Here is a 13,382-nt window from a genome sequence, read left to right as displayed (position 1 = left end):
GGCGTGCCCTATAGCTTTGGGCAACGCTGATCAGTGGCGGTTCAGGGGTTGAGCGGTTATGTGTGCTCTAACTCACCTGCTTGGCCAGTTGAAAATCCATGTATTCGTAAGCGATCTGGTGCGCTTGCCCGGTGTCGAAAGCATCTCCCGACAGCGCGCCGCGCAACCACAAACCGTCAATGAGGGCTGCCAGGCCCCGGGCTGCACTGCGCGCATCATCGAGCGGCAATACGCGGCGGAACTGGCAGCACAGGTTGGAATACAGGCGGTGATCGTTGATCCGCTGCAACCTGTGCAAAGACGGGTGGTGCATGCTGGTGGCCCAGAAGGCCAGCCAGGTTTTCATTGCCGGGCCATTGACCTGGCTGGCGTCGAAGTTGCCTTCGATGATCACCTGCAGATGCGCCCGCGGGCTGTCATCTGTCAGCGCCTGACGGCGCGCGGTGACGTTCTCGCTGAGGACACTCATCAGGTACTGCGCCGTGGCAGCGATCAGGCCGTTCTTGTCCTGAAAATAGTGACTGATGATGCCATTCGAGACACCGGCCAAACGGGCGATCAGCGCAATGCTGGCGTCCCCCATTCCGACCTGATCGACGGCCTGCAATGTGGCTTCGATCAATTGCTGGCGGCGGATGGGTTGCATACCGACCTTGGGCATCTTGCACATCTCCTTAGGCCTTCCGATGGGCGTCAAACGTCTATCGGATTGAGGGCCAGTCTATTTTGTTTTGATTGAACGTTCAATCAACAAAGAATAAGATCTGCGACAAATCGTCGCTGCCTACAGGTTTTTCCTACGTGTAGTGGGCGGAAAAACGACATCCGAAATCGCTCGAAACCCACGCGCAATGGCGCTCCCGGGCTTCGGGCTTTTTTCGGGGTGTCTTTATATCACCCGTCGGTCGGCTGCCAACTAACCGATTAGTCGGGTACCGCGTTGCCTTGTGTTCTTCTCTCGCACTGCCTGGAGCATCTGTGCCATGAGTTCTGCCTCTCTTATAAAGACCCCACCCGAGAAGGTGACGGTCAACGGTTGGGTGTTCTACACCTCTACCGCGCTGATCCTGTTGTTGACCGCCATTCTGATCATCGCCCCGCAAGAGGCCGGCAGATTGCTCGGCATCGCCCAGGCCTGGTTGTCCCGCAGCTTCGGCTGGTACTACATGGTGGTGATCGCCGCCTACCTGGTATTTGTCGTTGGCCTGGCGTTTTCGTCCTACGGCAAACTCAAGCTGGGCAGCAAGGATGACACCCCGGACTTCAGCTACGGCGCCTGGGCGGGGATGCTGTTCTCGTCGGGTATCGGCATCTCGCTGCTGTACTTCGGTGCTTCCGAGCCGCTGGATCACTACTTCAATCCGCCGGAAGGCGTGGCCGGCAGCAACCTTGCCGCACGTCAGGCGGTACAGCTGACGTTCCTGCACTGGGGCCTGCATGGCTGGGCGATCTACGCGTTGGTCGGCCTGGCCGTGGCTTACTTTGCTTACCGTCATAACCAGCCGCTGGCGTTGCGTTCGGCGTTGTATCCGCTGGTAGGCGAGCGTTGGGTCAAAGGCGCGGCCGGTCACGCCGTGGACGGCTTCGGCATGTTCGTGACCCTGCTGGGTCTGGTGACGAACCTGGGGATTGGTTCGCTGCAAGTGTCCTCGGGCCTTGAAAACCTGTTCGGCATGGAGCACAACAACACCAACCTGCTGATCGTGATCATCGTGATGAGCACCGTGGCGACCATCGCCGCCGTGTCCGGCGTGGAAAACGGCATTCGCCGTCTGTCCAACCTCAACATCGTGCTGTTCAGCGGCCTGCTGATTTTCGTGCTGCTGTTCGGCCCGACGCTGCACTTGCTGAACGGCTTCGTGCAGAACGTCGGCGACTACCTCAACGGTATCGTGCTGAAAACCTTCGACCTCTATGTGTACGAAGGCAGTGGCGAGAAGAGCGAGCGCTGGATGGGCCTGTGGACTCTGTTCTACTGGGCCTGGTGGATTTCCTGGGCTCCATTCGTAGGCATGTTCATCGCGCGTATTTCCCGCGGTCGCACCGTGCGTGAACTGGTGGCCGGCGTGCTGCTGATTCCGCTGGGCTTCACCCTGGCATGGCTGTCGATCTTCGGTAACTCGGCCCTGGACCTGGTGATGAACCATGGGGCGGTGGAGCTCGGGAAGACGGCGCTCGAACAGCCGTCGATGGCGATTTACCAATTGCTTGAGCATTACCCGGCGTCGAAGATTGTGATCGGCGTGTCGATCTTCGTCGGATTCGTGCTGTTCCTGACCCCGGCGGATTCCGGCGCGGTGATGATGGCCAACCTTTCGTGCAAGGGCGGTAACGTCGACGAAGACGCTCCGCACTGGCTGCGGATCTTCTGGTCGGCGGTGATCACGCTGGTGACCATCGGCCTGCTGTTCGCCGGTAACTTCGAAGCCATGCAAACCATGGTGGTGCTGGCCGGTCTGCCGTTCTCGGTGGTGCTGGTGTTCTTTATGTTCGGCTTGCACAAGGCGATGCGCCAGGACGTGCAGATCGAACAGGAGCAAGCGGAACTGGCGGCACGCGGTCGTCGTGGTTTCAGTGAGCGTCTGACGCAGCTGGACCTGCAACCGAACCAGTCGATCGTCCAGCGTTTCATGGACAAACAAGTCAGCCCGGCGCTGGAAGATGCGGCCGTGCAATTGCGTACCCAGGGTCTGGACGTGCAAACGTTGCTGGGCAAGTCCAAGCGTTGCATGGGCGTGCGGATCGAGATGGAAGAGGGCAACCCTTTTGTCTACGAAGTGAGCCTGGATGGCTATCTGGCGGCGGCGAGCGACACGGTTTCGGCTGAAAGTGCTGATGAACCGCGCGCACGTTACTACCGCGCCGAGGTGTACCTGCACAACGGCAGCCAGGACTATGACTTGATGGGCTTCACTCAGGATCAGATCACCCGTGACGTGCTCGATCAGTTTGAAAGCCATCGGCAGCTCCTTGGCCGGGTTTATAGCTGAGTAACGCGATGATCGTTCCTGCGCTCTGCGTAGGAACGCAAAGGGGCTCAAGTTGAGCCCCTTTTTTGTGCCTCGTTGATCGTTCCCACGCTCTGCGTGGGAGTGCCGCCCCGGACGCTCTGCGTCCGCTTTTGAATCGTGACGCGGAGCGTCACCGGATGCATTCCCACGCGGAGCGTGGGAACGATCACGCCGCGATCCTCTCGCGGCGTTTTTGTGTCTGCTGCCTTACCCCAGGTTCTTGCCGAGCAACGCGTGGTACAGCTCGCTGTCACCCAAAATCCCGACAACCTTGTTGTTGTCGTGCAGCACCAGCTTGTTGCCCGTCTGATAACGAATCTGCAGCGCATCGCGCATGCCGATGTTCGAGTCCACCAGCGTCGGCCGACGACCCAAACCTTCAACCGCTTGCCCCGGAATCCAGTTCTGCAGGTCCAGGCTCGCGCCGTTCTGGCGGGCGCCTTTGATGGTGTTGCCCTCGGCCAGGTCCAGCCACGAATCGCCACCCGGATCGAGGCACACAGAGCCGTTGATGCGTTTGCAGTTGTCCAGGGTGCGCATCAGGCTGCGACCGCACAGAACATTCAGCGGATTGGTGTGCGCGACGAAGGTGCGCACGTAGTCGTCCGCCGGGTTCAGCACGATCTCTTCCGGCTTGCTGTACTGGACGATCCGGCCGTCTTTCATGATCGCGATACGGCTACCCAGCTTCAGGGCTTCATCGAGGTCGTGGCTCACGAACACGATGGTTTTGTTCAGCTTGCTTTGCAGTTCCAGCAGTTCGTCTTGCAGGCCCTGGCGGATCAGTGGGTCGAGTGCCGAGAACGGTTCGTCCATCAGCAGAATGTCGGCGTCCATCGCCAGCGCGCGGGCCAGGCCCACACGTTGCTGCATGCCGCCGGAGAGCTCGTCGGGTTTCTTGTTGCGCCACTGGGTCAGGCCCACCAGCTCAAGCTTGTCGTCCACCAGTTTGCGCCGTTCTTTTTCCGGGCGACCCTGCATTTCCAGACCGAAACTGATGTTCTCGCGCACTGTCAGCCAAGGCATCAGGGCGAACTTCTGGAACACCATCGCGATGCGCTTGGTGCGCATCATTTTCAGTTCTGCCGGGGTGCAGGAAGCGATATCGATCTGCTTGCCTTCGTGCTCGACGAACAGCTTGCCGCGGCTGACGGTGTTGAGGCCGTTGATGCAGCGCAGCAGGCTCGATTTGCCGGAGCCGGACAGGCCCATCAATACGCAGATTTCACCTTTTTCGACGTCCAGGCTGGCTTTTTCAACGCCGACAATCTGCCCGGTCTTTTTCAGGATCTGGTCGCGGGTCATGCCTTGGTCAAGAAGCTTGAGCGCCTCTCGCGGGTCTTTGGAAAAGATTACGTCGACGTCTTCGAAGCGAATAATGCTCATGCGTCACCCCCTACTTTAGCGTCGGGTTGTTTGCAGATACGGTCGAGCATGATCGCCAGCAATACGATCGCCAGGCCGGCTTCGAAGCCCAAGGCGATATCAGCAGTGTTCAGTGCGTTGACCACGGGTTTGCCCAGGCCGTCGGCGCCCACCAGTGCCGCGATCACCACCATCGACAACGACAGCATGATGCACTGGGTGATACCGGCCGCGATGCTTGGCATGGCGTAGGGCAGTTCGATGCGTGCGAGCAGTTGACGGCGTGAGCAGCCGAAGGCTTTGCCGGCGTCCATCAGTTCTGCGGGAACATCACGGATACCCAGGTAAGTCAGGCGGATAGGCGCGGCAATCGCGAACACTACCGTCGAGATCAGTCCCGGGACCACACCCAGACCGAAGAGGGTCAGGGTAGGAATGAGGTACACGAAGGTCGGCACGGTCTGCATCAGATCGAGCACCGGCCGCATCAGTGTGTAGAACATCGGTTTGTGCGCGGCGACGATGCCCAACGGCACGCCGATGACCACGCAGACCAGGGTGGCGAACAACACCTGGGCGAGGGTTTCCATGGTTTCCTGCCAGTACCCCAGATTGAGGATCAGCAGGAAGGAGGCGATGACAAAAACAGTCAGGCCCCACTTTCGTTGAATGAAGTGTGCCAGTAGCGCGATGAGGCCGATCAATGCCAGCGGGTTGAACCAGGTCAGCGCGAAAGTCACGCCGTGGATCATCGTTTCCAGTGACACAGCGATTGCGTCGAAGGTGTTGGCGCCGTGTTGCGTCAACCATTCAACGAAGCCCGCGATGTACTGGCCTAGAGGTATTTTCTGATCAATCAGCATGGTAGTGAACGTCCGCATGCAAGGAAATAAACAGCCAGGCGGGCGCACCCGCCCGGCATAACCGATCTTACTGTTTCAAAGGCTCGGCGAGCTTGGCTTTCACGGCCTCCAGGCCTGGTTTACCGTCAATGGTGGTCACGCCAGCGAGCCAGGTATCGAGGACTTGTGGATTCTTTTTCAGCCAGGCCTTGGCGGCCGCGTCAGGCTTCATTTTGTCGTCCAGGACGTTGCCCATCAGCGTGCTTTCCATGTCGAGGGTGAACACCAGGTTTTTCAGCAACTGTCCAACGTTGCTGCATTCCTGTGCGTAGCCCTTGCGGGTGTTGGTGAAGATGGTCGCCTGACCGAAGTTCGGGCCGAAAAAGTCGTCGCCGCCAGTCAGGTATTTCATCTTGAAGCGCGTGTTCATCGGGTGTGGTTCCCAGCCCAGGAACACCACGGCGGTGTTGCGGCGCTGGGCGCGATCGACTTGCGAGAGCATGCCTGCCTCGCTGGACTCGACCACCTTGAAGCCGGCGTCTTTCAGGCCGAAGGCGTTCTTGTCGATCATGCTCTGGATCAGGCGGTTACCGTCGTTGCCTGGTTCGATGCCGTAGATCTTGCCGTCGAGTTCTTTCTTGAACTTGGCGATGTCGGCGAAATCCTTCAGACCCTTGTTATACAACTCTTCGGGCACGGCGAGTGTGTATTTTGCGTTTTCCAGGTTGGCGCGCAGGGTTTCCACGGTGCCGGCATCGCGGTAGGCCTTGATGTCGTTTTCCATGGTCGGCATCCAGTTACCCAGGAACACGTCCATGTTCTTGCCGTCGGCCAGGGATTTGTAGGTCACCGGAACGGAAATCATCGTGGTTTTGGTTTTGTAGCCCAGGGCATCGAGAACGACGCTGGTGGTGGCGGTGGTGACGGTAATGTCAGTCCAGCCGACATCGGAGAAGTTTACGGTGCTGCACTGAGCGGGATCTGCAGCTTGAGCCAGTAACGGCAGACTCAGCATGGCGGCCAACAACAACGACGGGGAACCTTTCATGGATGGACTCCTTGGTGTTTTTTTTGGCAGTGTTCCGACTGGACCACCGCACTTATAGGTTGCGGTTGGATGGCGTTTTGGAGACAGCTCTACCACGGCGCCTTGCAATCGAGTCGATACGATCATGTACCAGTGAAAATCTGACGCCTACAGGGTGCGTCGTAACCAGTACAGGGATGGTCGCATCCAGTGTCGGTGACGTCGTTTACAGCTTTTTTCAGCCCCCTTTATCCCTCTGATCCGCAAAAAAACGGCGAAAACGCAGCGTAAAACGCCCGCGGCGTTGGTGAGCATGAGTGCGTCGGTGTGAGACGTCGAACGACACCGCAAAAGCCTGATGATGCGGCCATCTCGGCGGATTGCAGCTTGAGCGTAGCAGCTCCGTCACTGGGCGCTTTTGCGCCTGGAGTTGGCACATCCAGGAGTTCGGCAGTAATGGCTATCAGTGTTTTCGACCTGTTCAAAATCGGCATCGGCCCTTCCAGTTCGCACACCGTGGGACCGATGCGGGCCGCCGCGCTGTTCGTGCAAGGTTTGCGTGAGCAGGGTCTTTTGGAACAAGTGCGGCGCGTCGAAGTTCAGCTTTATGGGTCGCTGTCGGCCACCGGCATCGGTCACGGCAGCGACAACGCGGTGATCATGGGCCTGATGGGCGAGTGGCCGGACGCGATCGATCCGTCGCAAATCGGCATTCGCATCGAAACCCTGCGCGAGACCCACACGCTGTTGCTCGACGGTCGCCTGTCGGTGCCGTTTATCTGGGCTCGCGACATGCGCCTGATCGACGAAAACCTGCCATTCCACCCCAACGCCATGACCCTGATTGCCGAAGGCGATGACGGTGAGCTGCATCGCGACACCTACTATTCCATCGGCGGCGGTTTTGTCGTCGATGAGGCACAGGCTTCAAGCGGTGTGGTCGATCTGGATCGCACCGTGCTGCCTTACGATTTCTCCAGCGCCGTCGAGCTGCTCAGCCTCTGCAAGCAGCACAACTTGCGCGTTGCAGAGTTGATGATGGCCAACGAGAAAGTCTGGCGCAGCGAAGAGGAAATCCGCGCAGGCCTGATGACACTCTGGCGCGCCATGCAGGATTGCGTGGAGCAAGGCCTCAAGCACGAGGGCATCTTGCCCGGCGGGTTGAACGTGCGCCGTCGTGCGGCCAAGTTGCACCGCAGCCTGCAAGAGTTGGGCAAGCCAAACGTGATCGGCTCGACCTTGAGCGCCATGGAGTGGGTCAACCTGTTCGCCCTGGCCGTCAACGAAGAGAACGCTGCCGGCGGGCGTATGGTTACGGCGCCGACCAACGGCGCGGCGGGGATCATTCCGGCAGTGCTGCATTACTTTATGAAGTTCAGCGAGGTGGTGACGGACGCCAATGTCGTCGACTATTTCCTCAGCGCCGCAGCGGTGGGGATTCTGTGCAAGAAGAACGCTTCGATTTCCGGTGCGGAGGTTGGTTGTCAGGGTGAAGTCGGGTCGGCCTGCGCGATGGCCGCGGCCGGCTTGGCGGAGATTCTTGGTGCCACGCCCGAGCAACTATGCAACGCCGCGGAAATCGGTCTGGAACACAACCTCGGCTTGACCTGCGATCCGGTGGGCGGGCTGGTGCAAGTGCCGTGCATCGAGCGCAATGCGATTGCTGCGGTGAAAGCCATCAACGCGGCGCAGATGGCGCTGCGCGGGGATGGTCAGCACTTTATCTCGCTTGACCGGGTGATCCGCACCATGCGTGATACCGGCGCCGATATGCATGACAAATATAAAGAGACATCGCGGGGTGGGTTGGCGGTTAGCGCGGTTGAGTGCTGATACCGGGTTGACCTTGTGGCGAGGGAGCTTGCTCCCGCTCGGCTGCGCAGCAGTCGTAAAGATTTTAGGGTCGCTTCGCGCCCCAGCGGGACGATGCGGCGCCCCGACAAGCTCCCTCGCCACAGAATGATCATCTGCCAGAGAAGACCAGTCAAAACTGCGCGCTAAGTGAACACCCGAATCGAAACGCGCCACCTTTTAGCGCGTCGCTTACAGATAAGCGCCCTCTCCCAGATCAGGGATCCAGGTTGGCCATTACCGCCTGTCACCTGTGCTTGCGGTGACACTCTCCGCCAGGTCGCTGTAGCCCTGTTCCCACAAGTGCTACCGATTTGCTCAAGCCCAACAGGGCAGAGCGCCTCCAGTCGATAATGGCACCTATAACCCCCACTCGCGACGTGGCTTATATAGACACGCCGCGACGTCGTTTTCAGGAGTTATTGAATGGCCATTCAACTTTAGGCATGGCAATTGCTCTGTCATTACAAAGCCCGTCTCCCACGCGAGAACGATGGCAATAACAAGAGCCTCCGCCTGAGGCCATCACCCGCTTTGTGTGAGGAGATACCGCGATGACGACGTCCAACTCCGGGGCCCAACCCCAGAACCGTGCGCCTCAATCCATCGGCTTTCTGCTGTTGGACAATTTCACGCTTATTTCTCTGGCCTCCGCAGTCGAACCCCTGCGCATGGCCAACCAATTGTCCGGTCGCGAGCTGTATCGCTGGACCACACTCACCGTGGATGGCGGTCAAGTCTGGGCCAGTGACGGTCTGCAGATCACCCCCGATTGCTCCATGCACAAAGCGCCCCCTCTGGACACCATCATTGTCTGCGGCGGCATCGGCATCCAGCGCACCGTTACCCGCGAACACGTGTCGTGGCTGCAAAGCCAGGCGCGTCAGTCCCGCCGTCTCGGTGCGGTCTGCACCGGCAGCTGGGCCCTGGCCTGCGCCGGCCTGCTGGACGGTTTTGATTGCAGCGTGCACTGGGAATGCCTGGCCTCGATGCAGGAAGCGTTCCCGCGTGTGGCCATGAGCACACGCTTGTTCACCCTGGACCGTAACCGTTTCACCAGTTCTGGCGGTACAGCACCGCTGGACATGATGCTGCACCTGATCAGCCGCGATCACGGCCGTGAACTGTCCGCCGCGATCTCGGAAATGTTCGTCTACGAGCGCATCCGCAATGAGCAGGATCACCAGCGCGTGCCGCTCAAGCACATGCTCGGTACCAACCAGCCGAAATTGCAGGAAATCGTCGCGCTGATGGAAGCCAACCTGGAAGAGCCGATCGACCTCGATGAACTGGCGGTGTATGTCGCTGTTTCGCGCCGTCAACTGGAGCGCCTGTTCCAGAAGTATCTGCACTGCTCGCCGTCGCGTTACTACCTCAAACTGCGCCTGATCCGTGCCCGGCAGTTGCTCAAGCAAACGCCGATGTCGATCATCGAAGTGGCGTCGGTCTGTGGCTTCGTGTCCACGCCGCACTTCTCCAAGTGCTACCGCGAATACTTCGGCATTCCGCCACGTGACGAGCGCGTAGGTTCCAACACCACGCAACAGGTGGCGATGATGCCGCTGCCGCAAGCGCTGGTGCTGTCGCCGCTGTCCGGGCCGTTGTCGGCGTTGAGTCAGGCGCGTAATGAATCGACGTTTGCCAGCGTAAGGCTCTAATGCTCTGATCGTTCCCACGTCGAGGCGTCGAACCGTCTGCGTGGGAATGCCTCAATGGACGCTCTGCGTCCGCTTCGGCAGGGACGCGGAGCGTCCCGGGCTGCATTCCCACGCAGAGCGTGGGAACGATCACTGTCAGGCGCTACGACTCTGCTGATACTCCGCCAACGCAGGCAGCAACTGCCTGTCAATGGCCTGGCGCACGGCCGGCAGGATGGTCGCGCTACTGGTGTACATCTGCTTGACCATGGTCCGCAGTTCCATTGCCCGTTCGTTGTTCAAACCCCGTACCGCGCATTCGCAGGCCTGCTCAGCGGTGGCGCCTGGGGGCACGGCAAATCCCAACGCCTTGAGTTGGCCCAGCAGGTCTTCCTGGTCTATCAAATCGGCGTACATCATGACGCAATCCTTCTTCAGGGAACGGTGTCGTGGTTCGATTCTCGTAGGGGCCGTTAGCGTCGGCAAGGACGATTTGTCGCAATGGCCGCGATACCTATGAACAGGTCGTTTTCGGCTAACTTGCCGGAGGTGAGAGTGGGCACACTGGATTCAGCTGGCTTCACGAAGGTTTGGTCACCCTCGCGCAACGGCTCCTCAACAGTACCCTCCTCAGCTCCGATCTTGTCACGGCTTGATCGGGGTTTTTTTTGTCTGTGAATCGTGTTTTTTGTGTTGCCTGTGCCGACGCCATCGCGGGCAAGCCCGCTCCCACAGTGATCGCATATCCCTGTGGGAGCGGGCTTGCCCGCGAAGAACGATGACGCGGTCTAGCGTTGCAATACGAGGATGCGCGACAACAATTCATCCCGATCGACATAGCACCCCTGGAAATGCCGGGCGCCGCTGGTGGGGTCGAAGGCGTTGCGGGCGTGGAGGGTGCGGCGGTTGTCGAAGCACCACAACTCACCGGGATTGAGCCGCGTCATCACCCGGAATCGCGCTTCACGGGTCATGGCAATAAAGCGGCGATAAGCCCGGTACAGCTTGGGCATGTCCTCGATCGACGCATCAAACGGCCCACGCAGAAAGTTCGCCATGCGGATTTCCGAGACCTGCCCCAATGCATCCAGGGCGATGATCGGTGCCAGGCAGCGGTAGTCGCTGTGGCGGTCCTTGTTGCGGAACTCCACGGGGATTTCACTCAAGGCTTTGAATGACTCGGGATCTTCCTCGCGCAACGCGTGGGCGATGGCAAAGCCGTCGACGAATATACTTTCGCCACCGTCGGCGTCATTGACCAGGCAATGCAAAAACTGCAGCCCCGGTTGCAACTCTCGGGTCGGCAAGTCGCTGTGCAACGGCAGGTTGAAAGCGGTGTAGGCGTTGCTGTCGGCATCAGCCTTGGATTGCACGTTGAACAACACGCCGAAATTGCTCTCGCGGATGAAGGAAATCCGCTGGGCGATCAGCTTCAGTGAACCGGGTTCGGTGGGCACGCCGCGCACTTGCGTCAGGCCGATATCGCGCACTGCCAGCAGCCATTGCAGCAAGGCGTCGTTGTCGTTCATCAACGCCTGGTATTCGAATACCGGAAGCTGTAAATCGCTTTTCCACAACCTGGACTTTGGCTTGCCTGCCCGACGTTCGGCGCGGGATTCATCGTCATAGGCGTGAGCCCGCAGCCAGCCCGGATCGAAGCGGCTGAGGTGGCCGTCCTGCCATTCGACGCTGAGGCAACCTTCGGCATCGACGTTTGCCGCTGCCGGCGTCAGGTCTTCTGCGACATCGACGATTTCCAGCACTTGCTCGCGGGTCACCGTGTAGACGCATTGCTGGCAAGGGCAGTTGTCCCGCAGCCATTGATGATGAAAGGGACTGACCCGACCGTCGGCCCACTTCACTTGAATGCGATCTGCCAGGGTTTGCACGGCGGTCAACGCGCTGATCAACGGGTAGGTACGGAAGTCGGCAAAAGCGGCGGTGTTCAATGGCGATCTCCTTGTTATTTTTTAGGGGGTAATGCGATCACTCGGCCGATGTAGGCGGGGGCGGGCAGGTCAGTTTGCTCGGCGATGATGGCTTGCAACTTGCCCAGGGTTTGTTCGCTGAACGGTGCGGAGCTTGGCCCGGCGAGGTCGACGTGCAGCAGCATTTGCTCGTTGCCCGCCAGTTCCTTGTCATCGCCCACCAGATGGAGGCTGTGATAGAGGTGCAGGCGTTTGCTGTCGTGACCGATGATGTGGGTGTGCACTTCGACGTCGGCGTCGAGCTTCACTTCGTGCAGGTAATTGAGGTGCAGTTCGAGGGTGAACAGCGAATTGCCGCTGGCTTCGCGGTTGTTGCTGTCCATGCCTAGCCGATCCATCAGCGCGTCGGTGGCGTAGCTGAAAATCAGCAGGTAGAAGGCATCGCGCAGATGGCCGTTGTAATCGACCCAGTCGGGGATGATTCGGGTTTGGTAGGTGGTGAGGGTGGGCATGATTCTCTCCAGGCATGATCGGGCATGATCGTTCTCACGCTCCGCGTGGTAATGCCTCAATGGACGCTCTGCGTCCGCTCTTGGGACGCGGAGCGTCCCGGGCTGCATTCCCACGCAGAGCGTGGGAACGATCAGGGGGGAGGGTTATTCGCTGAAGGTCATCCCATGCTTCTCTTTAGTGGTTTTCACCGCCTCCAGCACCGCCAGCAAGCAATCATCACGATAGCGCTCCAGCGCAGAAATGCTGTGTTTGCCCAGCTGATCACTTGTCCCGTCCACCACATCATCAATCAACTTGTCGGTCAGTTCCGGTGCCGGCAGGTATGTCCACGGCAACTGCAATGCCGGGCCGAACTGCGCCATGAAGTGCCGCATCCCCGCATCGCCGCCCGCCAGGGTGTAGGTCAGGAACGTACCCATGAACGACCAGCGCAAACCCGCGCCAAAGCGGATTGCATCGTCAATTTCGCCGGTGGTTGCCACACCGTCGTTGACCAGGTGCAGCGCCTCACGCCACAGCGCTTCGAGCAAACGGTCGGCGATAAAGCCCGGCACTTCCTTGCGCACATGCAGCGGACGCATCCCCAGGGATTCATACACTTTCATCGCCGCTTGAACCGCTTCAGGTGCGGTGTTTTTGCCGCCGACCACTTCCACCAGCGGCAGCAGGTAAACCGGGTTGAACGGGTGCCCGACCACGCAGCGTTCCGGGTGCGTCGAGCTCTCGTAAAACTCGCTCGGCAACAGGCCCGAGGTGCTGGAACCGATCAAGGCATTGGGCTTGGCCGCTGCGCTGATTTTGCTGTGCAGTTCCAGTTTCAGATCGAGGCGTTCCGGGGCGCTTTCCTGAATGAAATCCGCGTCGCGAACGCACTCTTCAATCGTCGCGACAAAGCGCAACCGATCCTGCGAGGCGCCAGGCGCCAGGCCTTGTTTCTCCAGCGCACCCCAGGCATTGGCGACGCGTTTGCGCAGCGCGGCTTCGGCGCCTGGCGCCGGGTCCCAGGCGACAACGTCGAGGCCGTGGGCGAGGGCGCGAGATACCCAGCCGCTGCCGATGACACCGCTGCCTAACGCTGCGAAGGTTTTGATTTCGGTGATAAAGCTCATGGCGATTTCCTGAATTTAGCTCGGAAAAACTGTGGGAGCGAAACCGGCTTGCCGGCGATGGCGCCGGTACATCCGATGCATCATCTGCGGCAGGAATAC

Annotated in this window: 11 protein-coding genes; 3 read left to right on the top strand and 8 right to left on the bottom strand. The window is 59.6% G+C overall.

The window, feature by feature from the left end; translation table 11 throughout:
* Positions 1-67: 67 nt before the first annotated feature.
* Positions 68-661, bottom strand: coding sequence for a transcriptional regulator BetI (gene betI, locus ACYZT8_RS27575; RefSeq protein WP_461956068.1), 594 nt, complete (start codon positions 659-661; stop codon positions 68-70).
* 379 nt (positions 662-1,040) lie between these two features.
* Here betI and ACYZT8_RS27570 point away from each other — a divergent pair, with 379 nt between their 5' ends.
* On the top strand, positions 1,041-2,990 hold the full coding sequence (locus ACYZT8_RS27570; protein ID WP_461982630.1) for a BCCT family transporter: 1,950 nt from the start codon (positions 1,041-1,043) through the stop codon (positions 2,988-2,990).
* Between the two features lie 228 nt (positions 2,991-3,218).
* On the opposite strand, the gene choV is transcribed toward ACYZT8_RS27570, so the two are convergent.
* From choV to ACYZT8_RS27555, 3 genes are all read right to left on the bottom strand, one after another.
* Positions 3,219-4,397, bottom strand: coding sequence for a choline ABC transporter ATP-binding protein (gene choV, locus ACYZT8_RS27565; protein WP_131060629.1), 1,179 nt, complete (start codon positions 4,395-4,397; stop codon positions 3,219-3,221).
* Complete coding sequence (gene choW / locus ACYZT8_RS27560) at positions 4,394-5,239, bottom strand: choline ABC transporter permease subunit (RefSeq protein WP_109635476.1); 846 nt, start codon at positions 5,237-5,239, stop codon at positions 4,394-4,396. Before choW ends, choV begins: the two co-directional genes overlap by 4 nt.
* 67 nt (positions 5,240-5,306) lie before the next feature.
* Positions 5,307-6,266, bottom strand: coding sequence for a choline ABC transporter substrate-binding protein (locus ACYZT8_RS27555; protein ID WP_461977394.1), 960 nt, complete (start codon positions 6,264-6,266; stop codon positions 5,307-5,309).
* 435 nt (positions 6,267-6,701) lie between these two features.
* Here ACYZT8_RS27555 and ACYZT8_RS27550 point away from each other — a divergent pair, with 435 nt between their 5' ends.
* On the top strand, positions 6,702-8,078 hold the full coding sequence (locus tag ACYZT8_RS27550) for an L-serine ammonia-lyase (protein WP_461956066.1): 1,377 nt from the start codon (positions 6,702-6,704) through the stop codon (positions 8,076-8,078).
* A 572-nt stretch (positions 8,079-8,650) separates the two neighbouring features.
* Positions 8,651-9,754 carry a choline metabolism transcriptional regulator GbdR gene (gene gbdR, locus ACYZT8_RS27545; RefSeq protein ID WP_438658982.1) on the top strand — a complete coding sequence of 368 codons (1,104 nt, stop codon included), beginning with the start codon at positions 8,651-8,653 and terminating at the stop codon, positions 9,752-9,754.
* Positions 9,755-9,889: 135 nt separating this feature from the next.
* On the opposite strand, the gene ACYZT8_RS27540 is transcribed toward gbdR, so the two are convergent.
* The 4 genes from ACYZT8_RS27540 to ACYZT8_RS27525 all read right to left on the bottom strand — a co-directional run bounded on the left by ACYZT8_RS27540 (position 9,890) and on the right by ACYZT8_RS27525 (position 13,283).
* The gene (locus ACYZT8_RS27540) at positions 9,890-10,153 is read right to left on the bottom strand and encodes a hypothetical protein (RefSeq protein WP_046045296.1); all 264 of its coding nucleotides are present in this window, start codon (positions 10,151-10,153) and stop codon (positions 9,890-9,892) included.
* 368 nt (positions 10,154-10,521) lie between these two features.
* A complete protein-coding gene (locus ACYZT8_RS27535) occupies positions 10,522-11,682 on the bottom strand; it encodes a gamma-butyrobetaine dioxygenase (RefSeq protein ID WP_461977392.1) in 1,161 nt (386 codons plus the stop codon).
* A gap of 14 nt (positions 11,683-11,696) precedes the next feature.
* On the bottom strand, positions 11,697-12,173 hold the full coding sequence (locus ACYZT8_RS27530; protein WP_461977390.1) for a thioesterase family protein: 477 nt from the start codon (positions 12,171-12,173) through the stop codon (positions 11,697-11,699).
* Positions 12,174-12,317: 144 nt separating this feature from the next.
* Positions 12,318-13,283: an L-carnitine dehydrogenase gene (locus ACYZT8_RS27525; RefSeq protein ID WP_461977388.1), complete on the bottom strand. Its 966-nt coding sequence runs from the start codon at positions 13,281-13,283 to the stop codon at positions 12,318-12,320.
* Positions 13,284-13,382: the final 99 nt, after the last annotated feature.

It is taken from the genome of Pseudomonas sp. LB3P93 (assembly GCF_054898025.1).
Note: the sequence above shows the minus strand (reverse complement) of the source record. Positions and strands in the feature narration are given on the sequence as shown.

Coding starts and splice junctions, on each gene's coding strand:
- betI (WP_461956068.1), bottom strand. CDS start 661: ATGCCCAAGGTCGGTATGCAACCCATCCGCCGCCAGCAATTGATCGAA.
- choV (WP_131060629.1), bottom strand. CDS start 4,397: ATGAGCATTATTCGCTTCGAAGACGTCGACGTAATCTTTTCCAAAGAC.
- choW (WP_109635476.1), bottom strand. CDS start 5,239: ATGCTGATTGATCAGAAAATACCTCTAGGCCAGTACATCGCGGGCTTC.
- ACYZT8_RS27555 (WP_461977394.1), bottom strand. CDS start 6,266: ATGAAAGGTTCCCCGTCGTTGTTGTTGGCCGCCATGCTGAGTCTGCCG.
- ACYZT8_RS27550 (WP_461956066.1), top strand. CDS start 6,702: ATGGCTATCAGTGTTTTCGACCTGTTCAAAATCGGCATCGGCCCTTCC.
- gbdR (WP_438658982.1), top strand. CDS start 8,651: ATGACGACGTCCAACTCCGGGGCCCAACCCCAGAACCGTGCGCCTCAA.
- ACYZT8_RS27540 (WP_046045296.1), bottom strand. CDS start 10,153: ATGATGTACGCCGATTTGATAGACCAGGAAGACCTGCTGGGCCAACTC.
- ACYZT8_RS27530 (WP_461977390.1), bottom strand. CDS start 12,173: ATGCCCACCCTCACCACCTACCAAACCCGAATCATCCCCGACTGGGTC.
- ACYZT8_RS27525 (WP_461977388.1), bottom strand. CDS start 13,283: ATGAGCTTTATCACCGAAATCAAAACCTTCGCAGCGTTAGGCAGCGGT.